This is a genomic window from Streptomyces kebangsaanensis (assembly GCF_001906585.1).
Classification (GTDB): domain Bacteria; phylum Actinomycetota; class Actinomycetes; order Streptomycetales; family Streptomycetaceae; genus Streptomyces; species Streptomyces kebangsaanensis.
The window spans coordinates 111657-134453 of the sequence record NZ_JUJA01000058.1; the positions used below are offsets into that span (position 1 = coordinate 111657).

Genomic DNA, 22797 nt, shown 5'->3' on the forward strand with positions numbered 1-22797 from the left:
AAGCCGGTCCGCCTGGAGGACATCACCCCCGGATCGCTCGCCGAGCGCGACGTCCGCGACACGGGGTACGACCTCCTGGTCGTCGGGCACGAGTACCCCTCGTTGCCCGCCTGGACCCGCGTCTGGAACGCGCTGGACTGCGACGTCGCCACCTTCCAGCACTCCCCGGTCTTCCAGCACACCGCCACCGCCTTCGACGGCAGGCGCTCCCGGCTGTACTGCTACTCGCCCGAGATGATCGAGCGGTACGCGGACCACCGGCCGTTCCCCGAGCTGGCCGTACACCTCGGCCTCAACGAGGAGGAACCGCCGGCGGTCGCCGGACGGGACCTCGTCTGGCTCGGCCGCGTCGACGCTGAGAAGGCCCCCCACCTGGCGGTCCGCGCCGCCCAGATCCTCGGCCGCCGCATCCGCGTCGTCGGCCCGGTCTTCGACCACGACTACGTCCAGAGCCACGCCCGCCTCTTCAGCGCGGACCACGTCGAGTGGATCGGCGAACTCGGGGGGCCGGCCAAGACGGCCGCCATCCGCGACGCCTCCGTATTCGTCTACACCTACGCCCGCACGTACGTGGAAGCCGGCGCCGCCGTCTTCGGCGAGTCCCTCCGCGCCGGTACCCCCATGGCCGCGCTCACCTGGCGCGCGGGCACCTGCGCCGAAGCGGCCCTCTGCGGCCAGACCGGCGCCATCACCGTGGCCGACTCGGACGAGGACGGCGAGACCGCGGCCCAGCGACTCGCGCGCGCCATCGAGCAGGCGGAGCTCCTCGACCACCGACGGGTTCAGGAGATCGGCCGGCACCGCTTCGACCCCGCCCGGCACTTCCTGGCGATGGCGTCACGGCCGTGCTGACCGGCACAGCTCGTACCACCGGAGACGCGCTGGCCTCGCGGATACCCTCGGTACTCCGTACCGCGTTAGCCCACCCGCGGTGGGAGTTCACCATTGACGGCCCCCACGTCGACATCCGGCATCAGCGGCGAGGCACCCCGTACCGCCCGCCCTGTCGGCTTCCCTCCTGGAGCGAACTCCTCCACAGCCTGGAGACCGCCTTCGCTCACGTCGGCGCTCCACGCGACAACTGTCTTCCTCTCCGCTGGGGGCGCGACACGGAACTGACCATCTCAGCGATCCAGGCCCTCGACCCGCTCCTCAAGGACGGAAGACCCCAGACGTACCGCCAGGGCTTCCTCCCCCAGCCGGTCGTCCGCTTCACCGGTGAACGCGACACCTCCGGCGACCTCCGTGATGGCTTCCTGACCTCCTTCGTCAACATCTCCCGCGTCCAACCTGTAGGAGGGCTCGACGAGTACGGCGCAATTCTCGACGGCTGGTTCTCCGTCCTCTCCCAACTCGGTTTCCACGCCAGCCACCTGAGCGTCCACGGGACCCTCACCCCCTGGCGCCGACGCGAGGTCGCGGGCATCACACTGCACTTCCGCCACCTCGGGCTCGACCTCGGCGACATCGTCCTGCTGTGGCATGCCAAGGACCCGACCCGCATGGCCGTAGACCTGGGAACCGGCCTGGAACGCCTCGCCTGGGCACGCACCCAGCAGCGCTGGCATGAGCTGATCTACGGAGACTTCGCCTGCGCGGCACCCCCCACCACGCTGGACGCCATCCGCACGGCCACGCTCCTCCTTGGCAACGGGATCAACCCCGCGCCCCGCGGGGCCGGGGGAGTCACCCGGCGGGTCATAGGCACGATCGACCCCGAAACGGTACGCCTCGGCGTCAGCGCCGTAGTTCGCGATGCGCACGACTACTGGTCACTCTTCGGTGCCCTACGTGCTCCGTGGCCTCAGATCGCTTGCGCCATCGAGGAAGAGGTACGCAGGTGAGGGAAGAGAGCCAACGGCCCATCGTCGCAGCCATCGTGACGCACGAGGGACGCGTGCTCATGGTGCGGCGCCGGGTCAGCGAGGGCCAGCTCTCCTGGCAGTTTCCGGCCGGAGAGGTCGATCCCGGGGAAGCGCGCGATGACGCCGCTGTGCGGGAGACCCAGGAGGAGACTGGCCTGGACGTGGTCGCCGTGAAGCTGCTCGGCGAACGGGTTCACCCGAAGACGGGCCGGCTGATGTCGTACGCAACCTGCGAGGTAGTGGGCGGCACTGCCCACGTCGCGGACACCGAGGAATTGGCCGAGCTCGCTTGGGTCGCCCACAGCGAGATTCCGCAGTACGTGCCGTATGGGCTGTTCGAGCCAGTACAGAAGTACCTGGACGCGGTCCTGCTCTCCTGACTGACTCTGGGACCAGGGGCCATGTCCGCATCGCTGTCATGGGCGGCGAAGAGGGCCATGGGGCGCTGTAGATCAGTTGATCTCGGAGCGGGTCCACTTTCAGCCGCTGAGCTTCGTGCGAAGGCGTTCGTTCTCCTTCTCCAGGGCCTTAACGCGCCGTTCGAGCTCGGCTCGTGTCGGCTTCTTCGGGGGCGGCGGAGGTGTCGGTTCCGTTGGTTCAGGTGGCTCGGCGCGCAGTCCAATGGGTTCGAAGGCCACGATCGTTGAACCGTCTGTCCCGCACTCAGGGCATCGTTTACTGGATGCCCCCGCGGAGAGGGGGTCGGTGTACGTGTAGTGCGCCTCAGTCTCGATGATGTGGCCGCAGTACAGCCGGACACGCCACCGCATGATCTCGTGGTCCTGCTTCTTGAAGGACTGGAGCAGCTTCCATGCTCCCTCGAATGCCTGGCGCCGACGCTCCGCCATCGCCGGGTCTGCCCGGCATTTGGCGTTGTCCTCATCAACCTGTCGCCGGGCCCACTGGCGGCTCTCCTCGCTCTGCTTCTGACGACGGTGGTCCCTGCGGGTGAGTTCGTATTCCTCCAACGGAACGCCGCTGCTCCGGTATTCGACTTCATGCATGACGGGCAGCGTAGTCACGGCGTACCGAGCGGCCGTGGAAAAGAGCTGTCCTGGTCAACCATCGTGCGGTTTCTGAGCCGAGATGGCGGGAGAAGCCCATGCATGACCGCCGGAAGGAGTTTACGCACCGGTTCGAGGGCCGAGCCCGCCTCCTTACAGCCGGGGACGGTTGGCCAGGACCACGGTATCCGGCAGCGTGGCCGGCTGTGTCGGGTACGCCCCGATGCCGATTGCAGATATCCGCGTGGTGGTGCGGCGGCGGGCAGCCTGAGCTCGGCGGTTGGGTATGGGGTTTCGGCTGGTGTGCTGGATGCGGGTGATCAGGACGCGGGCGGGCTGGCAAGCGGTGGTGAGTTCGCGTTGGGCGGCTGCTTCCTTGAGGAGCCGGTGGGGTTGGTGGCCGCGGGCTTCGGCGTCGGCGAGGACGGTGGCGAGGGCCAGCCAGGCGGGGTCGGTGAGGATGCGGTCGGCGTGGTCGGGGATGGCGGCCCGTACGTCGTGGGCGAGGGTCCGGCGCGCCTGCTCGTTCGGCTGACGGGCGGCGAGGGTGCCGAGGACGGGTGCGAGGACGTGGTCGGCGGCGGTCTTCAGGTGGTGGAGGGCCTGGTGGGCGGCTTCGGTCTGGTGGGCGTGGTGCTTCGCTTCGTGCCAGCGGGCGGCGACGATCGTGGCCCAGACGAGGGCGGTGAGCAGGGCGGCCAGGGCGCTGCCGTCGGGGCCGGTGGCGGTGTGGGCGATGTCGCGGGCGGCCTTGCGCAGGGTGTGGGCGGCCTGGTTCTCGGCGCGGATCTGGGAGCGTTGGGCGCGGGCGAACGCCTTTGATGCCGCTCGCAGTTCTGCCTGGAGGTGGGCGGGGGCTTTCTGGGCGGTGGCTTCGAGTAGTTCGCCGAGCGCGGTGATGTGGGCCTGGGCGTGGGTGTCGTCGTCCATGTTGGTGTGGAGGGCGTCGGTGGCCTGGTGCCAGGGGGTGGTGGGGCGGTTGCGGCGGGCGGTCGGGTGCTCCTCCGGCACGGTTGTTTCCAGGCGTGCCTGGAGTTTGGGCAGGCTCAGGTCCGGGGCGATCTTTCCGCCGGGGTGGAAGATCTGTTCGCCGTCCTTGTCGAGGTCGCCGGGGCGGCCGACGGCGTAGCCGAGGAGGTCGCCGGACGGTCCGCGGCGGGGTTTGACCGCGATGCCATCGGCTTGAAGGTAGGCGAGGAGTTCCTCGGCGCTGCTCGCGTGGGGGATGGCGGCGCGGATGCGGTCTTGGAGCCATTCGCGGCTGGTCTGCTGCCAGCCGAGGCGCTGGGCCTTGTGCATCTCTGCCTGGGTGGGCCGACGGGTGGCTGTGCGGTCGCCCTTCTTCAGCCGGCGCAGGCCGTAGTCCTTCTCGATCTGGCGGCAGGCGTCGCCCACCCGGATGCCGCTGTCGTGGAGCTTGGGGCGGCGGCCGTCCTCACGGACGGTGGTGGCGAGGATGTGGATGTGGTCGTCGGCGTGGCGGACGGCGATCCAGCGGCAGCCGAGGTCGTCTCCGGTGGGGGCGATGCCGGCAGCTTCCACGATGCGCCGGGCGATGTCGGCCCACTCGGCGTCGGAGAGGTGGCGGTCCTCGGGGGCGGTGCGGACGGGGCAGTGCCAGACGTGGTCGGTGACCTTCTTGCCGAACTCGCTGTTGCGGAGCCGTACGGGCTCGTCGAGGTGGCGGGCGAGCTGAGTGAGGGTGGCGTCCTGGTCGCGGCCGGGGTCGGGCATGCCGAGCATGGCGAAGCCGGCGACGAGGTGCGGGTCGGTGTGCTCGTCGTGCCGGCCGGGGCCGTAGAGGTAGGCGAGCAGGCCGCGGGTGTTGGATCCGGCCGGTTTGATGGCGGCGATCACGCGGTCTGGTCCTTCCTGGGGTCCGCCGGTTCGCGCAGGGCCTCGGCGATCAGCTCCAGCAGGCGGTGCAGCTCGTCGAGGCGCAGGCGGATGTCGGGCGGGGTGAGGTTGCTGTTGAGCGCGCGGGCGATCTGGTTGACGTTGACGCCGATGCGGTTGAGCTCGCGCAGTACCTGGGCGCGGAACATGTGGGTGCGGCGGCGGTCCTCGGACAGCGGCAGGTTCGCGGTGAACCGGCCGGATACGAAGGCGAGGACGATGTCGGCGGCGAAGCCGGATTCGCCCTTGTAACCGTGCTCGGCGGCAGCCTCCTGGAGCTCGCCGTGCTCGTCTCCGGTGAACCGCAGGGGGCCGACGCGAACGGTCCGTTTGGTGCCGGTGAACCGGCGGATCGTCGGCTGGACGCTCTGCACGGCTCGCTCGCCAGCGGCTGGCACGGTGGGGGGGTGCGGGGCGGAGCATCTGCTGCTGGACGGTATGAAGATGGTCCAGGTCGGGGCCGCCCTCGGTCTCGACCTCCTGGCCCGGCGCCCCCTGACGCTGGGCCGTCTCCGCCACCCCCGGGGCGGAGATCCCCGAAGACCGGCCTGGAGTCGGACTCGGGGTACTACTGGCTCCGCCGGGAGTAGCCCGTCCAAAAGCGCGCCGCAAGCGTTTCAGCAGCGTAGGGGAGTTCGTCAGAGGCAGCGGCTTGTCGGGAGTGTGGTCGGAGTGGTGCGAGTCGTGCGTCACTGGTGGCTCTCCAATTGGGGCAGGCAGGGCAGGCAGACTGCGGGTGGGAGGTCTGCCGGAGTGGGAGCGCGTCGTCCACAGGTGTGGACAGGGGTGCGGCGAGTGGGGAAGCGTCCGGCTGGCGGTGACCGGAGGGGTTCCGGTCACCCACCGGGTAGGGCGGTCAATCGTTGTCCGGACCTGTGTCCGCGTCGGCTTCGAATTCCGGCCGGAGGATGCCCATCACCTCGGTCAGCCGCTTGCCGCTGACCGTCAGCCCCTTGTCCTGTACGGCCTTGCGGACGATTTCCCGTGTGAGCCTCCCCTTCTCGACAGCGGCGATCCGACCAATCTCCGCGAGCTGCTCGACCGTGGCACCGGCCGGACGGCCACCTCGTGGCTTGCTCTCCGGAACCCGGACCTGTGGTTCCGGCGGCTGGGTGGACGTAGCAGCCAGCGGGTCGGCGAGCTTTGGGGAAGGGGTGTCCGGATGGTCGACCGGTCGATCGACGAGCTGGTGGATCTGCCGCATCAGGACACCGAAGGCCAGCAGCGCGGCAGTCGGCGGAACAGCAGCGACCACATAGTCGAGCAGGGGGACAGCACCGGCGCTACCTGCGCCGCTGACCCCGGCCACGTTGAGCGCGATGGAGCCGACCGATCCGGTGGCCGTAAGGGCAATCGCCCACCCGTCGGTGACCCGGCGCAGGCCCGCGCGGAGCATGAGGAGTTCGCCCGCGACGATGAACGCGTCCAGGGTCGCTGGCCAGGCCCAGCGGCGAGCTGGAGAACTGCCCAGCCCGTGTTGTCCGGCGACCTCGGCGAGATGCGCGTACGACAACCAGAACCCGCCGACGGTGAGAGCCACGATGACGGCTCCGGCCGCGACGAGCGCGTACCGTTCAGCGGCCTGCTTGGTCATCGTCGGCCGCCCTTCGCCGCGGTGGTGGCTCCGGTGGGTGCGTGTGGAGAGGTGGGTCAAGCGGGTTCCTCCTGGGGTGGTGGTGTGATCCGTCTTTGCCGTCCTGGCCGTTGCAAGTGCAGGTCAGGGCAGGTACGGCAGGGCCTCGGCCTGCCGTACCTGAAGTCGTGTCCCCGTGTCGGTCGGGACGGCGCTGTCACGCCGCGCCGTCCCGACCGGCAGGCCCTGACCTGCGGCGATACGGTGGGGACGCCCGGGACGACACAAGACGGATTCGGGCAGCGTCCTGGCAGGGGCAGTGCGATGGTCGTGATCGCGTTGCCGTCTTGTCCCCGGCTGGCGTCTTGTCTGCATACCGTTTGACCTGCGAGATCACGGCAGGGACGGCAGGGACGGCCGCTCGGGGATGCGGGGACTCAGCCTGCGATGGGAACGTCGGGCTCGGCGTCCACAGGGTGGACGGTGGGGCAGTAGCGCCGCCATGCGTCGAGGAACTTGTTGCGCATGTATCCCTTGCGCTGGGTTCCGTCGGCGAGGCGGACGTTGCCCGGCTTGATGTCGAACTGCCGCAGCATCCCTGCAAGGTCGCGCGCGGTCAGCCCGTTGCGACCCCATTCCGCCCACGGACTCTCAGCGTTCTGCCGCAGGTGGTGCAGCAGCTCGTCGGTGGAGAGGCTGTCGACCTCCCGTTGGGCGACGAAGACCCTGCGGATGTCCGCCAGGATGCGGGCCCCACCGGGCTGATCCTCCTCCGCCTCGATCTCGGCGGCCACCATCCGCGCACACGCCTCGCGGGCGCGGCGGGGCCAGGGCCCGGCGGCGAGGTCGGCGACGATGACCAGGGGCTCCCAGGTGTCGGCGGCGCGGTCTTCCACCGGCATGTCCGGTTCCAGGTCCGCCGCCTCGTCCAGCAGCGGCCTGGCCCAGGCGGCGATGCGGTCGCGCAGGGCGTGGAGGGCCGGGATGTCGCGGCGTGAGCGGAAGGGCTTGACGTGCTCGCCCTCTGCCCGGCGGCGCATGCGGATCACGACCGACCGATCCATGATCGTGTCGGGCAGGTCACCGATTCCCGCGAGGGCGGCCATGGCGAAGGTGGCGAAGCGGTGCGGGGTGTGGTCGTTGCCGACGACCCGCGTGACGTACCGGTTGCGCTGGTGGCCGGCATTGAGCAGGCCGCGCATCTCCTCGTTCTTCTCCGCCTGCTTCGGCGTGCCGAAGATGGTGTCCGCCTCGTCCACCAGGAGGGTGGGCGGCTCGTCGGTGATCGAGCGGAAGACCGCCGCCGGGGTGGTGTTGATGGTGAGCATCGGCTCGTGGACCGTCTCGGTCAGCACGTCCAGCAGCCGCGACTTGCCGCACCGCTTCGCCGGCCCCACCACCGCCAGGCGCGGCGCGTGCTGCCACGCGGGCTGCAGGTGCGTCGCCGCCACCCACAGCGTGACCGCGTCCAGCGCCTCCGGCGAGGGAAGGATCACGAACTTCGCTATCTGCGAGCACAGTTCGTCCAGCAGTGTCGAGCCGTGTGTCGGCTCAGGATCCATGGCCGCTTCCTCGGCCGGATCCGTCTTGGTGCTGGGAGTCGACGCAGCGTTCTCCGACGCGTAGTGGCCAGGGCTGCCGGGCACGGCGGTCGGCGGCCAAGGGAGCTTGTCGGAATCGGGATAGGGGTCGGGTGCCGTATGTTCCACAGGGCAGCTCCTCGTGTGGCGGCTGCGGGCTTGCGCGCCCCGGCCGCCGGGTTGGTTCTTCGCGGGCCATTTGGGGTTGCTGGGGCCTCCGGCGTTGCCGCGCCGGAGGCCCGCTCTGCTCTTTGAGGGAACACGGACAGTACGTCCACCTCCTGACACAGTCCAGCGTTTCTGTGTCAGCTCAGCGCAGAACCTTCTGCTACCTTGCCTCACCTTCACGCCGCCAGCCCCAGCAGGTGCAGCAGGTCCGCGGTCACCACGCGGTACGCCTTGCCCAGGCGCAGGACCTTGCACGGGTACTCGCCCCGCTTGGCCAGCTCATAGCCCTTGCTCCACCCGAGTCCCAGAGCCCGGTTGCCTGTCTCCAGGTCAACGGCGGCCGGAAGGGCCAGCAGCTCTTCCCGGCTCATCCCCCTCGGCTGGTCGGCCATCGCACTCTCGCGCATGCAGCGCCCCTCTCGGTACAGCCCTCGGCGAACGTGCCCATCACGTCCGGCTCCAGGCACCTACCAACCATGATGGCCAAGTTAATGTGTCTACATGACACAACCAGATTTCCATGATGAAGAGGACGACGTCCCGGAGTGGGCGGATCGAATCAAGGCCAACGTGGCCGGCGAAGTCCGGCGGAGAAGGAAGGAGATGGGGTGGAGCGCGCAGGACTTGGCGGACGAGTGCGAGCGGCTCGGGCACCCGATCCCGCGCAATGTGATCGCCAACATGGAGTCCGGGCGCAGGGCCAGCCTTCCCCTCGTGGACGTCATGGTCCTGGCCGCGGCCCTGGAGACGTACCCGGTCTGCCTGATCTTCCCGGTCGGATACGTCGAAGAGACCCAGGAGCTCCCATTTCAGGGCCTTGTCCCCACCTGGGAGGCCCTTCGACGCTTCACCGGCGAGGAGGACGTGCCCGGCTACGACGCGGGGCTGGTCCCTGACTTCGAGCTGCACGCCAGCCTCGTACGCACTGCACTCGCCGCGCTCGAAGAGGAGGAACGAGCACGGTTCGCCGCCAAGACGGCAACCAGCCGCGCTCAGCAAGAAGAAGCCGAACGCAAGCGGGCCGAGTACGCCGATCAGGCCGTCTCCGCGAAGTACAACCTCCGCTACCTGCGCCGAGAACTCCGCGACGAGGGAGCCACCCCGCCAGACCTGCCCCCCGCGCTGGGTGACGTCGACCCGCCCGAATCCGAACCCGACACCACACTGGAGGAACGCCTTTGAAGGGCTCCACCTACCGCCGCTGCTCCTGCCGCGACCCGAAGACCGGCAAGGAACTCGGCTCCGCCTGCCCGAAGCGCAACAGCAGGAACCACTGCACCTACTCCATACGCCAGGAGCTGCCGCCCCGCGAAGACGGGAGCCGGCGTTCGTTCGCCCGCGGCGGATACAGCAGCCGCAAGGCCGCCTAGGCCGATCTCGACCACGTACGCGCCCTCCTCGGACTCGCCGATGCGGACGACCCCGAGGGCACCCAGCTGATTGCCGAGATGCTGACCGAGGTCAGCGGCGAGAAGCTGCCCATTCCCGACGTCGAAGAGACCAGGCGGCGCCTCAAGGCCGGCCAGGACCTCATCGGCAGCCTGACCGTGGCCGAGTGGCTGGACCAGTGGCTCGCGGGCAAGCGCATCCGGAAGTCGGGCATCAGCCGCTACGAGACCGATGTCCGCGTACACCTCAAGCCCCACATCGGCGACCGCCGGCTCGACCGGCTCCGGGTCAGCCACCTCAGCGAGATGTTCACCGCCATCACCGACGCCAACGCCGAGATCCTGGAGCAGAACGCCCAGCGGCGTGCCGCCATCGAGGAGTTGGCGACCGTGCCGTGGAAGGGCGCGGAGAACCGTGCCCGCCGCAAGGCCATGAAGGCGGCGATCGACGCCATGCCGCCCTTCCGCCGCGTCACCGGCCCTGCCACCCGCCAGCACATCAAGGCCACGCTCCGCGCGGCCCTGAACGACGCGATCGGCCAGCAGATCGTCACGTTCAACCCGGCGACCCATGTCGAGATCGACCCCGTCCGCAAGCCGAAGGCTCTAGTGTGGACGGACGAGCGGGTCGCCAGGTGGCGGCAGACCGGCGAGAAGCCCTCCCCCGTCATGGTCTGGACGCCGGAACAGACCGGCGCCTTCCTCGACTTCGTCGCCGAGCACCGGCTGTACGCGATGTGGCACCTGATCGCGTTCCGCGGTCTGCGCCGTGGTGAGGCATGCGGTCAGCCGTGGTCGGAGACCAACCTCGACCGGCATGCCCTCACGGTGACCGGGCAGCTCATCCAGGACGGCTGGGAGGTCGAGGCGTCCGAGCCGAAGACGGACAGCGGCTTCCGCGTCGTCGCCCTCGATGACGACACGGTCGGCGTGCTGGAGCGGCACCGCAAGCAGCAGGAGGCGGACCGCGCGGAGTGGGGGTCGGCCTGGGTCGAGACCGGGCTCGTCTTCACGCAGGAGGACGGCTCCTGGCTGCACCCCGGCAAGGTCACCGATCTCTTCGAGCGGCTCGTCGCGGCCTCCGACCTCCCGCCCATTCGGCTGCACGACCTCCGCCACGGCGCAGCCACACTCATGCTCGCCGCCAGCATCGACGTGAAGATCGTCTCCGACACGCTCGGGCACAGCGACACCCGGATCACGCGGGACATCTACCAGAGCGTCCTCCCCCACGTCGGCAAGAATGCCGCCGAGGCCACCGCCAAGCTGGTCCCCCTCCAGCGGAAGGCGGAGGCGGAGGAGGCCAGGCGCAAGGCAGAGGCGAAGAAGGCTCGCAAGACCGCGAAGAAGGCGAAGCGCGCCAAAAAGGCGCAGCCCGAGGGCAAGAAGAAGGGCCAGAAAGCCAAGCGGGAGAAGCCCGCCCAGTAAGGCGTCTCAGCCCTTCCGCTCACGCATCGCTCACGCAAGCCACTTCACGGCACCCCGGCCGTGTGACGCGTCACGCCCCGAGTAACACAAAAGGCCAGGTCACGGGCTATGTGACCTGGCCTTTTACCGAGCCGCTTTCGGGATTCGAACCCGAGACCTACGCATTACGAGTGCGTTGCTCTGGCCATCTGAGCTAAAGCGGCGCGCTGCCGCACCATGGTGCGATCGGCAACGTCGGTAAGTCTACACAGTTTCCGGGGGTGCTTCGTACACGCCCCCGGGCACCCCGGGGGCGTGGAGGTCAGCCGCAGCGCTTGCCGTTCGGTGGTGGGGTGCCGTCCAGGAGGTAGGCGTTGATCGTGGAGTCGATGCAGCCGCTGCCGCGGCCGTAGGCGGTGTGGCCGTCGCCGTCGTAGGTGAGGAGGCGGGCCGAGGAGAGCTGGCGGGAGAGGGACTGGGCCCAGCGGTAGGGGGTGGCCGGGTCGCGGGTGGTGCCGACGACCACGATGGGGGCGGCGCCCCTGGCCTCGATGCGGTGTGGTTCGGCAATGGCCTTGACCGGCCAGTACGCGCAGTTCAGGGAGGCCCAGGCGAGGCCGCGGCCGAAGACCGGGGAGGTCTTCTCGAAGGCGGGGAGGGATTCCTCCACCTGCTCTCGGGTGGCGAAGGCGGGTGGGAGGTCCAGGCAGTTCACGGCGGCGTTGGCGTACATCAGGTTGCTGTAGCGGCCGTCGGCGCCGCGTTCGTAGTAGCTGTCGGACAGCACGAGCAGGCCGGCGCCGTCGTTCTCCTTCATCGCCGAGGTCAGCGCCTCGCGCAGCCGCGGCCAGGCCGACTTGTCGTACATCGCCGCGATCACCCCGGTGGTGGCCAGCGCCTCGCCGAGGCGGCGGCCGTCCGCGTCGCCGGCGGGGATGGGATGGGCGTCGAGCTTGCGGAAGAAGGCCGCGAGGTGGTCGCCGACCTGCCGCGGTGTCGTGCCACGGCCGCCGAGCGGGCAGTCGCTCTGCCGTACGCAGTCCTTCGCGAACGACTGGAACGCCGTCTCGAAGCCCGCCGTCTGGTCCAGGTTCATCTGGCGCGAGGACAGGGTCGGGTCCATCGCGCCGTCCAGGACGAGGCGGCCCGCGCGGCCGGGGAACAGGCCGGCGTACGTCGCCCCGAGGAACGTCCCGTACGACGCGCCCACGTAGTTCAGCCTGCTGTCGCCCAGCACGGCCCGCAGGATGTCCATGTCCCGTGCCGCCTCGGTGGTGGAGACGTGCCGGAGCAGACGGGGGGCGCGGGCACCGCAGCCCTCCGCGAACTTGCGGTGCGCCTCGACGAGCGCGTCCGTCTCCTTGCGGTCGTCGGGCGTGACGTCCGTCTGCGTGTGCGTGTCCATGGCCCGGTCGTCCAGGCACTCGACCGGCTCGCTGCGGGCGACGCCGCGCGGATCCATCGCGACCATGTCGTAGCGGGCACGGACCTGCGCCGGGTAGCCGACACCGGCGTACTGCTGCAGGAAGGCGATGGCCGAGCCGCCCGGTCCGCCCGGGTTCACCAGGAGGGAGCCGAGGCGCTTGCCCGGGCCGGTCGCCTTCTTGCGTGCGACGGCCAGCCTGACGTCGCCCGCGCCGGGCCGTTCGTAGTCGAGCGGCGCCTTCATCGTGGCGCACTCGAAGCCGGGCACCCCGCAGTCCCGCCAGGTCAGCTTCTGCCCGTAGTACGACGACAGGGCGGACGGCGTGGACGAGGGCAGCGGGGCCAGTACCGCCTCCGCCGCGGGGACGGTCCGGTGCTGCTCGCCCCCGGAGGAGCAGGCCGAGGTCAGCAGCAGCGCGGTGGCCGCCGCCAGCAGGGTTCGGGCCGTGCGGGTGCGGGGGTTACGGCTGTTCGGACGGCGGGTTGGACGTAGGGCGCGCCTGATGTGCATCAAGCGAGAGTAATGCTCCGTTATCGACTAATTGCCCTTCGTGTGCAATATGCCTCGTACGAGTGACGTCGGCGGCCTCGGCTGCGTCCTCTCGTCAGCCCGCCCTCAGGGCCATCGTCATCGCCTCCACCGCCAGGAGCGGGGCCACGTTGCGGTCCAGGGCGTCGCGGCAGGCCGCGATCGCCTCTATGCGGCGCAGGGTGGACTCCGGGGAGCCGTCGCGGGCGATCCGCTCCAGGGTGTCCTCGACGTCCGCGTTGGCGATCGCCACGCGGGAGCCGAGCTGCAGGGCCAGGACGTCGCGGTAGAAGCTGGTGAGGTCGGTCAGGGCGAGGTCGAGGCTGTCGCGCTGGGTGCGGGTGCGGCGGCGCTTCTGCTTGTCCTCCAGGTCCTTCATCACGCCCGCCGTGCCCCGGGGCAGCCGACCGCCCTGCGCCGCGCCCAGCGCCGCCTTCAGCTCCTCGGTCTCCTTGACGTCCATCTCCTCGGCGAGCGCCTTGGCGTCGTCGGCGGCCGCGTCGACCAGCTCCTGGGCCGCCTTGAGGCAGCCCCCGATCTCGCCGAGGCGCAGCGGGAGCTTCAGGACGGCGGCGCGGCGTTCGCGCGCGGCCGGGTCGGCGGCCAGACGGCGGGCCCGGTCGACGTGGCCCTGGGTGGCGCGGGCGGCGGCGGCCGCGACATCGGGTGCGACGCCCTCGCGGCGTACGAGCATGTCGGCCACGGCGTCCACCGAAGGCGTGCGTAGGTTCATGTGGCGGCAGCGGGAGCGGATCGTGGGCAGGACGTCCTCGATCGAGGGGGCGCACAGCAGCCAGACCGTGCGCGGGGCCGGTTCCTCGACGGCCTTCAGGACGGCGTTGGCGGACTTCTCGTTCAACCGCTCGGCGTCCTCGACGAGGATCACCTGCCAGCGGCCGTTCGCCGGGGAGGTGAACGACTTGCGGACGGTGTCCCGCATGTCCTCGGCCAGGATCTGTGTGCCGACGGCCGCCACCGTGGTGACGTCCGCGTGCGTGCCGACCAGCGTCGTATGGCAGCCGTCGCAGAAGCCGCAGCCGGGGGCTCCGCCCAGGGCGCGGTCGGGGCTCACGCACTGCAGCGCGGCGGCGAAGGCGCGCGCCGTCTGCGTGGTCCCGGCGCCGGGAGGTCCCGTGAACAGCCACGCGTGCGTCATCTTCGACGCCTCCGGCGGCGGCGCGTCGGCGGCGGCCGCGGTGACCAGGGCATCGGCGTCCCGGGCAGCGGCGCCGAGCTGCTCGCTGACCTTCTCCTGCCCGACGAGGTCGTCCCACACGCTCATGGGTCACGCCGCCCTTTCGTCATGGTTCGTGGTGCGAGATCCATTGTGCGGGGGAGCACTGACAGCGGAGGGGGCGGGCGGCCTCCGCCCACCCCCGTCATGGGGCTCAGCGCCGTCGGCCGCGCCCTCGGCCTCCGTCCCACCCGTCGTCCGGCCGCTCGTCGTCCTCGCGCGGCCCCAGCAGTTCGTCCGCCAGTGTCGGCAGATCGTCGAGCGGGGTCTCCTCGGCCCAGTCCGGCCGTGGCCGTCGCCGGGCGACGCTCTCGGCGTCCACCTGGGGCAGCTCCCGCGTACGGTCCTCGCCCTCGTCGAACCGGGCGGCCGTCGGCGGCTCGTCCCGGAAGAAGCCGGGCGGAACCCGGTCCGCGGGGTCGTCGTCCCGTACGGGAGGCAGCACGGCGGTCTCGTCCGCGGCTGCTCCGCCGGAGCCCACCGGCGGCAGCACGGCGGTCTCGTCCGCGGCCCCCGGCGGGACGGGTGGCAGCACGGCCGTCTCGTCCGCGGCCCCCGGCGGGACGGGTGGCAGCACGGCGGTCTCGTCCGCGGCCCCCGGCGGGACGGGTGGCAGCACGGCGGTCTCGTCGGCCGCCCCCGGCGGAACCGGCGGCTGCGGCAGCTTCGCGGTCACCTCGGACTCGGACTCCCCGGCCGCCCGCGGCCCTCGCTTCCCGGACCCCCGGGAGGCCTCACGGGAGCTGTCGCTCGAGCCCTCGCCCGACCGCTCCCGCACCGGCGGCAGCACCGCCGTCTCGTCCGCCGGCCCGCCCGACGCGTTCGTCGGCGTCACCACCGGCGTCGGCACGGTCGCCGCCTCCGGCGGCACCGCCGCGGCCGCGGGGGCCGTGGACCTGCGCGGGCCCGCCTGCGCGGTGGCCGCGGCCTGCTCCGCCGCCCGCCGGGCCTCCTCGGCCCGCAGCAGGGCCTCCTCGGCCTTGCGCTGCTTCTCCAGCCGCCGCGCCTCGGCCTCGGCGCGCAGCCGGGCCTCCTCCTCGGCCTGCCGCCGCCGCTCCTCCTCCTCGGCCTTGCGGCGCGCCTCGGCCTCCGCCCGTGCCTGCTCCTCCGCGAGCAGCCGGGCCCGCTCCTCCTCCGCCCTGCGACGGGCCTCCTCGGCGCGCTGCCGGGCCTCCTCGGCCTGCCGTTCGGCCTCGCGCCGCTGCGCCTCCTCCAGCTCGCGCCGCTTGCGCTCCTCCTCCTCGGCGCGCAGCCGCGCGAGCTGCTCCTGGCGCTCGCGCTCCAGACGCTCCTCCTCGGCCTTCCTGCGGGCCTCCTCCTCGGCCTTGCGGCGCGCCTCTTCCTCGGCCTTCCTGCGCGCCTCCTCCTGGGCCTTCAGCTCGGCCTCGGACAGCGGCAGCACCTGGTCGAGCCGGTGCCGGACGACCGTGGTGACGGCTTCGGGCTCCTGCCCGGCGTCCACCACGAGGTACCGGCCGGGGTCGGCGGCGGCCAGCGTCAGGAATCCGGCCCGCACGCGCGCGTGGAACTCGGCGGGCTCCGACTCCAGGCGGTCGGGCGCCTCCGTGAACCGCTCGCGGGCCGTCTCCGGGGAGACGTCCAGCAGGACGGTCAGGTGCGGTACCAGCCCGTTGGTCGCCCAGCGGGAGATCCGCGCGATCTCGGTCGGGGACAGGTCGCGGCCCGCGCCCTGGTAGGCCACCGACGAGTCGATGTACCGGTCCGTGATCACCACGGCGCCCCGCTCCAGCGCGGGCCGTACGACCGTGTCGACGTGCTCCGCGCGGTCGGCGGCGTACAGCAGCGCCTCCGCTCGGTGGGACAGGCCCTGAGAGGACACGTCGAGCAGGATCGAGCGCAGCCGCTTGCCCACGGGTGTGGCACCCGGCTCGCGCGTGAGGACGACCTCGTGTCCCTTGGACCTGATCCAGTCGGCGAGCGCCTCGGCCTGGGTGGACTTGCCCGCCCCGTCGCCGCCCTCGATGGCGATGAAGAAACCGGAGGCCGCGGGGGCCGTCACCGGGTCGTCGCCGCCGCGCAGGGCGTCGACGAGGTCCTGCCGCAGCGGTACGCCGGAGCGGTCGTCGACCTTGGCCAGCACCAGCGCGGCCACCGGCAGCAGCAGCGCGCCGACCAGCATCAGCGTGAAGGCGGCGCCGCCGTGCGCGAACACGAACCGGCCGTTCTCCAGGCGGTGCGGGCCGATCCCGGCCGCGACCACCGGGGCGAGCACGGCGCCGAACGCCACGAAGACCCGTACCACCGCGTGCAGGTGCTCGGTCATGCGCGGCCGGCGGTAGTCCTCGGTCTCCTGGTCGAGCAGGGTGTGCCCGGTGTTGGCGGCGACGCCCGCGCTCACGCCGGCCAGGACGAGGATCAGCAGGACGGTGGTGACGTCGGGGACGAGTCCGGCGGCGAGCAGGGCGATGCCGGTGAGGGCGATCGCCAGGGCCAGCAGACGGCGCCGCGACAGCGAGACCAGTGCCCTGGGCGCCGTACGGACGCCGGCGGCGACCCCGCCGGTCAGGGCGAGTACCGCCAGCCCGTACAGCACCGGGCCGCCGCCCAGGTCGGTGGCGTGCAGGACGCAGACGGCGACCGCGGCGGCGATCGCCCCGGCGACGGCCGCGCAGGCGAGCACCAGCAGCGGAACGGCCCCCGTACGGCCCTTGTCGGCTCCGGTGCCCGTCCTCGGGCGGCGCAGCCCCTCCAGCGGCGAGCGCGGGCGCGGGGTGCGCGTGCCGGGCAGCTCCAGGTAGGTCAGCACGGACAGGGACGCGGCGAACAGTCCGGCCGCGACGTAGGAGCCGAGGGCCGCCTGGTGCTGGTCGAACCAGGCGACGCCGGTGCCCAGGAGGTTGTTGAGCAGGGACGCGACGACCAGGACGGCGGCCGCCAGCGGGATGGCCAGGAAGGCCGTGCGCAGTGACAGGCGGCGCAGGGCGTCCATGTGGTCGGGCAGCGGGCGCACCGTGGCGCCCTCCGGCGGCGGGGCGGGCAGCAGCGCGGGGGCCGCGCCCTCCCGGCACACCGTCCAGAGGCGCTCGGCGACCCCGGTCACGAAGACGGTGGCCAGGAGGTAGGCCAGGGCGGCGTCCGGCGTCCAGTCGATCCACAGCGGCGCGACGATCAGCAGGGCGGCGCGCACGCCGTCCGTGCCGACCATGGTCCAGCGGCGGTCGAGCGGACCGTCCTGGGAGGTGAGCGCGGTCAGCGGGCCGAGGAGGACCGCGCCGAAGAGCACGGTCGCCAGGATGCGCACGGCGAAGACGGTCGCCACTGCGAAGGCCACGCCCCGGTAGCCCCCGCCGAAGGAGCCGGCGGCGCTCGCCGCCTGGAGGGCGAGGACGACCAGGACCAGGAGCGCCAGGGCGTCCCCGACGCCCCCCGCCAGATGCGCGCTCCACAGTCGCCTCAGCTGCGGCCGGCGCAGCAGGGAGCGGACGGCGCGCTCGCGGGAATCGGCTGCGAGGGCGTCGTCGGATGCGGCGGTGTGGGCCGTTGGCTGCTCGGCTCGCGTCATGCGTTCAGCCTATCCGGACGTACTGACAGCACACGGTGACCACCCGAACGTGCACACGCCCCGACACCAAAGTGATGCCGGGGCGTGCCCTTTGCAAAGGAATCGTGAAGGATCCGTCGCGTGATCGGTCCTGCGTCGCCCGCGATCAGTCCTCCGCCGTCACGGAGGCGGTCGCCCCGGAAGCCGTCGCCTTCGCGGCGGTCGTCTTCTTGGCGGCCGTCTTCTTCGCGGTGGTCGTCTTCTTCGCCGCGGTCTTCTTCGCCGCGGTCTTCTTCGCGGCCGTGGACGCCGTCTTCTTGGCCGTCGTCTTCTTGGCCGTCGTCTTCTTCGCGGTCTTCTTGGCCGGACCCTTCGCGCGCTTCTCCGCGAGGAGCTCGAAACCGCGCTCCGGGGTGATCGCCTCGACACTGTCGCCGGAGCGCAGGGTCGCGTTGGTCTCGCCGTCGGTGACGTACGGGCCGAAGCGGCCGTCCTTGACCACGACCGGCTTGCCGCTGACCGGGTCCGCGCCGAGCTCCTTCAGCGGCGGCTTGGCGGCCGCGCGACCGCGCTGCTTGGGCTGGGCGTAGATCGCCTGGGCCTCCTCCAGCGTGATCGTGAAGAGCTGGTCCTCGGACTGCAGCGAGCGCGAGTCCGTGCCCTTCTTCAGGTAGGGGCCGTAGCGGCCGTTCTGCGCCGTGATCTCCTGGCCGTCGGCGTCGGTGCCGACGACACGCGGCAGCGACATGAGCCTCAGCGCGTCGTCCAGCGTCACCGTGTCCAGGGACATCGACTTGAACAGCGAGGCCGTGCGCGGCTTGACCGCGTTCTTGCCGGTCTTCGGGGTGCCCTCGGGGAGCACCTCGGTGACGTAGGGGCCGTAGCGGCCGTCCTTGGCCACGATGGGGTGGTGCGGCGGCTCCGGGTCGGTCCCGAGCACGCGCTCGCCGCTCGGCTTGGCCAGCAGCTCCTCGGCCAGCTCGACCGTCAGCTCGTCGGGCGCCAGGTCCTCCGGGACGTCCTTGGACTGGTACTGCTCGGTGCCCTTCTCGCCGCGCTCGACGTAGGGGCCGAAGCGTCCGACCCGCAGCACGATGTCGTTGCCCACGGGGAACGACGACACCTCGCGCGCGTCGATGGCGCCCAGGTCGGTCACCAGCTCCTTGAGACCGCCGAGGTGGTCCCCGTCGCCGTTGCCGGCGTCGGCGGCGGCGCCCTCGACAGCGCCCTCACCGAAGTAGAAGCGCTTCAGCCACGGCACGGCCTGGGCCTCGCCGCGCGCGATGCGGTCGAGGTCGTCCTCCATCTTGGCGGTGAAGTCGTAGTCGACGAGCCGCCCGAAGTGCTTCTCCAGGAGGTTGACCACGGCGAAGGACAGGAAGGACGGCACCAGGGCCGTGCCCTTCTTGAAGACGTAGCCGCGGTCGAGGATCGTGCCGATGATCGACGCGTACGTCGACGGACGGCCGATCTCGCGCTCTTCGAGCTCCTTGACCAGGCTGGCCTCGGTGTAGCGGGCCGGGGGCTTGGTGGCGTGCCCGTCGACCGTGATCTCCTCGGCGCTCAGGGCGTCGCCCTCGGCGACCTGCGGCAGGCGGCGCTCGCGGTCGTCGAGCTCGGCGTTCGGGTCGTCGGCACCCTCGACGTACGCCTTCAGGAAGCCGTGGAAGGTGATCGTCTTGCCGGACGCGCTGAACTCGACGTCCCGGCCGTCGGCCGCGGTGCCGCCGATCCGCACGGTCACGCTGTTGCCGGTCGCGTCCTTCATCTGGGAGGCGACCGTCCGCTTCCAGATCAGCTCGTACAGCTTGAACTGGTCGCCGGTCAGACCCGTCTCGGCGGGGGTGCGGAAACGATCACCCGAGGGGCGGATCGCCTCATGCGCCTCCTGCGCGTTCTTGACCTTCCCGGCGTACGTGCGCGGCTGCGGCGGCAGGTAGTCGGCGCCGTACAGGTGCGTGACCTGGGCGCGGGCGGCGGCGACCGCCGTGTCGCTCAGGGTCGTGGAGTCCGTACGCATGTACGTGATGTAGCCGTTCTCGTACAGCTTCTGCGCGACCTGCATGGTGGCCTTCGCGCCGAAGCCGAGCTTGCGGCTCGCCTCCTGCTGCAGCGTCGTCGTACGGAACGGGGCGTACGGCGAGCGGCGGTACGGCTTGGACTCGACGGACCGCACGGAGAAGCGGGTGTTCTCCAGGGCGGCGGCCAGCGCGCGGGCGGTGGCCTCGTCGAGGTGGAGGGTGTTGGCGCTCTTCAGCTGCCCCAGGGAGTCGAAGTCGCGGCCCTGTGCGACGCGCCGGCCGTCGACGCTCTGCAGGCGTGCGACCAGCGACAACGGGTCGCTCGCATCGCCCGCGCGGCCGGTGGAGAAGGTGCCGGTCAGGTCCCAGTACTCGGCGGAGCGGAACGCGATGCGCTCGCGTTCCCGCTCGACCACGAGCCGGGTCGCGACCGACTGGACGCGGCCGGCCGACAGGCGCGGCATGACCTTCTTCCACAGCACCGGCGAGACCTCGTAGCCGTAGAGGCGGTCGAGGATGCGGCGGGTCTCCTGGGCGTCGACCAGCCGCTGGTTGAGCTGGCGCGGGTTGGCGACGGCCTCGCGGATGGCGTCCTTGGTGATCTCGTGGAAGACCATCCGCTTGACCGGGATCTTCGGCTTGAGCACTTCCTGCAGATGCCAGGCGATGGCCTCGCCCTCACGGTCCTCATCGGTGGCGAGGAAGAGCTCGTCGGATTCCTTCAGCAGGTCCTTGAGCTTTTTGACCTGGGCTTTCTTGTCCGCGTTGATGACATAGATCGGCTGGAAGTCGTGTTCTACGTCCACACCGAGGCGGCGGACCTCGCCGGTGTACTGCTCGGGAACCTCCGCGGCGCCGGTGGGAAGGTCGCGGATGTGCCCGACACTCGCTTCGACGACGTAGCCGGGGCCGAGATAGCCCTTGATCGTCTTCGCCTTGGCAGGCGACTCGACGATGACGAGTCGGCGGCCGCCCTGTGCGGTCTCGCTGGTCGGGGACAACTTCGCTCTTCTCTCCGGTCGACGCTGGGGGCTCCCCGGGCCTTGATTTCCCGGGGGTCGGATCCTGGTGACGCTGCGGAGTGTGACGGTACATCCCGCCCCCGTGTCAAACGGGAAAAGCTCGCAACGGCCACTCGAACGGTAACCCGACTTCTGCCCTTCCTGCCGCCCGGAGTGCCCACCAGCCCTTTCGGGATCATGCGGAGGGTGATCAATCAGCTACGGAAAACACGGTGGTGCGGCGACTGTCACACGCGCGTGAAGCACCACGCGCCGAGGGTCAGCGCGGTGAGGGCGAGCAGGGTCGCGACGGTCGCCGAGGCGGCCCGGCCGACGCCGAGGGCGACGGGTTCCCGGTGCCGTACCCGCACCACTGTCCACCCCAGCAATGCCGCCCCGAACAGGGCGAACACCGCCCCTGCGAAGATCGCCGGCCCGCTCTCCACGTACGTCCCCTCCCGTCCCCGGATGCCCCGGTACGGGAGGCTGGCACCCACGGGCGACGGCCGCGCCAACCTCCGGTGAACGCCGGGCGGACGGGCGCCCGCGCGTTCCGTCCGCCGCCGCCCGCACCACGCGCCGCATGACCGGAATTGGCCGAAGAAGAAAAAAGAAGAAAGAAAGTGACGGGAGTGAAAACCGGTCGGCCGGTGTCAGTCCGCCGGCTCGATGAAGCCCTGCTCCACCAGCAGCCGGACCTGGGCGGGCGTGCGGTCGCGGAGCAGGACCGGGTCCTCGCCCATCAGCTGGGCGATGGCGTCCAGGATGCGGCCGGCGCTCAGTGTGCCGTCACAGACGCCGGCGAAGCCCGCGCCGACCGTGTCCACGGTGGTGGCGCGGCGCATCCCGCGGTTCTGGCGCAGCACGACGTGCTCGGGGTCCTCGGCGCCGGGCAGGCCGACCTGTTCCTGGACGACCTCGCGGACCAGCCGGAAGCGGTCGTCGAGCAGGGCCGCGTCGTCGTGGTCCCGCAGGTAGTCGAGGCGGGCGAAGTGCGCCCGTACGGTCTCGCCGAGCGGCTGCTCGACCGGGTGCGGCCACTCCTCCACGGTGATCGAGGGCACCGCGGAGGACGCCCGGCGCAGCGTGATCCAGCCGAAGCCCACGGCCTTGACCTTGCGCGCCTCGAACTCCTCCAGCCAGGCGTCGTACCGCGCCTGGTACTGAGCCGGGTCGGCGCGGTGGTCTCCGGCGTCCCTGAGCCACAGCTCGGCGTACTGCGTGACGTCCTGCACCTCGCGCTGGACGATCCACGCGTCGCACCCGCGGGGCACCCACGACCTGAGCCTGTCCTGCCAGTCCTCCCCTTCCACGTGCTGCCAGTTGGCGAGGAACTGCGCGAACCCGCCCTCGTTCAGCCGTTCCCCCGCCTGCTGAACGAGCGTGCGGCACAGATCGTCCCCGCCCATCCCTCCGTCGCGGTACGTCAGCCGGGCACCGGGAGAGATCACGAAGGGCGGGTTGGAGACGATCAGGTCGAACGTCTCGCCGTCGCGGACCGGCTCGAACAGCGAGCCCTGGCGCAGATCGGCGGCCGGCGCTCCGGACAGCGCCAGCGTCAGGGCGGTGATGTGCAGCGCGCGCGGGTTGACGTCGGTCGCGGTCACGCGCGTGGCGTGCCGGCCTGCGTGCAGCGCCTGGATGCCGGAGCCGGTGCCGAGGTCGAGCGCGGAGCCGACGGGCGTACGGACCGTGATGCCGGCCAGGGTCGTGGAGGCGCCCCCGACGCCGAGGACGACGCCCTCCTGACGGCTGCCGATGCCTCCCGCGCCGCCGACCGCGCAGCCCAGGTCGGACACGATGAACCAGTCCTCGCCGTCGGGCCCGCCGTACGGCCGTACGTCCACGGTCGCGGCGAGCTCGTCCCCGCCGGCGCGCACCAGCCAGCCGGTCTCCAGGCAGTCCTCGACGGGCAGGACGTCCGCCACGCGCGCGTACGGCACGGGCTGTTGCAGCAGGAACAGCCGGACCAGCAGCTCCAGCGGCGTGTCGCCGCGCGTGGCCCGCATCGCGGGGACGGTCTCGCTGCGCGCCAGGGCCGCGTACGCGGGCGCGCCGAGCAGCTCGAGCAGTCCGTCGGCGGTGAAGGAGGCGCCGAGCAGGGCGTCCCGGAGCCGGGCGGCGACGTCCGGGCGGTCGGCGGCGGGCAGGGCGGACAGGGCGGGCAGGCTGGAGTCACTCACGACCCCATTCTGTCGGCTCCC

At 71.4% G+C, this 22797-nt stretch carries 16 protein-coding genes, 1 tRNA gene and 1 pseudogene; 5 read left to right on the forward strand and 13 right to left on the reverse strand.

Features of this window, described 5'->3' with window-relative positions; genetic code table 11:
* From RH94_RS08695 to RH94_RS08705, 3 genes are all read left to right on the forward strand, one after another.
* Positions 1 to 852: glycosyltransferase (locus tag RH94_RS08695; protein WP_234425630.1), on the forward strand; the 852-nt coding region annotated here is incomplete at its 5' end.
* Positions 846 to 1844 carry a hypothetical protein gene (locus RH94_RS08700; RefSeq protein ID WP_199880902.1) on the forward strand — a complete coding sequence of 333 codons (999 nt, stop codon included), beginning with the start codon at positions 846 to 848 and terminating at the stop codon, positions 1842 to 1844. The genes RH94_RS08695 and RH94_RS08700, both read left to right, overlap by 7 nt.
* Complete coding sequence (locus tag RH94_RS08705) at positions 1841 to 2245, forward strand: NUDIX hydrolase (protein WP_267893345.1); 405 nt, start codon at positions 1841 to 1843, stop codon at positions 2243 to 2245. The genes RH94_RS08700 and RH94_RS08705 overlap by 4 nt, the downstream gene beginning before the upstream one ends.
* Positions 2246 to 2344: 99 nt before the next feature.
* Here the strand turns inward: RH94_RS08705 and RH94_RS08710 are convergent, their stop codons facing one another.
* From RH94_RS08710 to RH94_RS08735, 6 genes are all read right to left on the reverse strand, one after another.
* The gene (locus tag RH94_RS08710; RefSeq protein ID WP_143203978.1) at positions 2345 to 2869 is read right to left on the reverse strand and encodes a hypothetical protein; all 525 of its coding nucleotides are present in this window, start codon (positions 2867 to 2869) and stop codon (positions 2345 to 2347) included.
* A gap of 153 nt (positions 2870 to 3022) precedes the next feature.
* The gene (locus RH94_RS08715; protein ID WP_073947052.1) at positions 3023 to 4726 is read right to left on the reverse strand and encodes a relaxase/mobilization nuclease domain-containing protein; all 1704 of its coding nucleotides are present in this window, start codon (positions 4724 to 4726) and stop codon (positions 3023 to 3025) included.
* On the reverse strand, positions 4723 to 5163 hold the full coding sequence (locus RH94_RS08720) for a MobC family plasmid mobilization relaxosome protein (protein ID WP_234425631.1): 441 nt from the start codon (positions 5161 to 5163) through the stop codon (positions 4723 to 4725). Before RH94_RS08720 ends, RH94_RS08715 begins: the two co-directional genes overlap by 4 nt.
* Positions 5164 to 5621: 458 nt before the next feature.
* On the reverse strand, positions 5622 to 6359 hold the full coding sequence (locus RH94_RS08725) for a DUF2637 domain-containing protein (protein ID WP_079188949.1): 738 nt from the start codon (positions 6357 to 6359) through the stop codon (positions 5622 to 5624).
* A 416-nt stretch (positions 6360 to 6775) separates the two neighbouring features.
* On the reverse strand, positions 6776 to 8047 hold the full coding sequence (locus RH94_RS08730) for a DUF3631 domain-containing protein (protein WP_073947054.1): 1272 nt from the start codon (positions 8045 to 8047) through the stop codon (positions 6776 to 6778).
* A gap of 215 nt (positions 8048 to 8262) precedes the next feature.
* Positions 8263 to 8493 (reverse strand): hypothetical protein, encoded by a 231-nt coding sequence (locus RH94_RS08735; RefSeq protein ID WP_073947055.1) that lies wholly within the window; start codon positions 8491 to 8493, stop codon positions 8263 to 8265.
* Between the two features lie 94 nt (positions 8494 to 8587).
* Between RH94_RS08735 and RH94_RS08740 the strand changes: the two genes are divergently transcribed.
* Together RH94_RS08740 and RH94_RS08745 are read left to right on the forward strand one after the other, a co-directional pair.
* Positions 8588 to 9268 carry a helix-turn-helix domain-containing protein gene (locus tag RH94_RS08740; protein WP_073947056.1) on the forward strand — a complete coding sequence of 227 codons (681 nt, stop codon included), beginning with the start codon at positions 8588 to 8590 and terminating at the stop codon, positions 9266 to 9268.
* Positions 9265 to 10902 (forward strand): annotated as a pseudogene (locus tag RH94_RS08745) (tyrosine-type recombinase/integrase). Before RH94_RS08740 ends, RH94_RS08745 begins: the two are co-directional and overlap by 4 nt.
* Before the next feature lie 129 nt (positions 10903 to 11031).
* Here the strand turns inward: RH94_RS08745 and RH94_RS08750 are convergent.
* From RH94_RS08750 to RH94_RS08780, 7 genes are all read right to left on the reverse strand, one after another.
* Positions 11032 to 11105 (reverse strand) — tRNA-Thr (locus RH94_RS08750).
* A 98-nt stretch (positions 11106 to 11203) separates the two neighbouring features.
* Entirely contained in the window at positions 11204 to 12817 is a 1614-nt protein-coding gene (locus RH94_RS08755; protein WP_073947057.1) for an alpha/beta hydrolase, read from the reverse strand.
* 94 nt (positions 12818 to 12911) lie between these two features.
* Positions 12912 to 14117 (reverse strand): DNA polymerase III subunit delta', encoded by a 1206-nt coding sequence (locus RH94_RS08760; protein WP_073947058.1) that lies wholly within the window; start codon positions 14115 to 14117, stop codon positions 12912 to 12914.
* 106 nt (positions 14118 to 14223) lie between these two features.
* Positions 14224 to 17592: a dTMP kinase gene (gene tmk / locus RH94_RS08765; protein WP_073947059.1), complete on the reverse strand. Its 3369-nt coding sequence runs from the start codon at positions 17590 to 17592 to the stop codon at positions 14224 to 14226.
* A 145-nt stretch (positions 17593 to 17737) separates the two neighbouring features.
* Complete coding sequence (gene topA / locus RH94_RS08770) at positions 17738 to 20593, reverse strand: type I DNA topoisomerase (RefSeq protein WP_073947060.1); 2856 nt, start codon at positions 20591 to 20593, stop codon at positions 17738 to 17740.
* 248 nt (positions 20594 to 20841) lie between these two features.
* Positions 20842 to 21039 carry a hypothetical protein gene (locus RH94_RS08775; RefSeq protein WP_073947118.1) on the reverse strand — a complete coding sequence of 66 codons (198 nt, stop codon included), beginning with the start codon at positions 21037 to 21039 and terminating at the stop codon, positions 20842 to 20844.
* 207 nt (positions 21040 to 21246) lie between these two features.
* The gene (locus RH94_RS08780) at positions 21247 to 22776 is read right to left on the reverse strand and encodes a DUF7059 domain-containing protein (protein ID WP_073947061.1); all 1530 of its coding nucleotides are present in this window, start codon (positions 22774 to 22776) and stop codon (positions 21247 to 21249) included.
* Positions 22777 to 22797 lie beyond the last annotated feature (21 nt).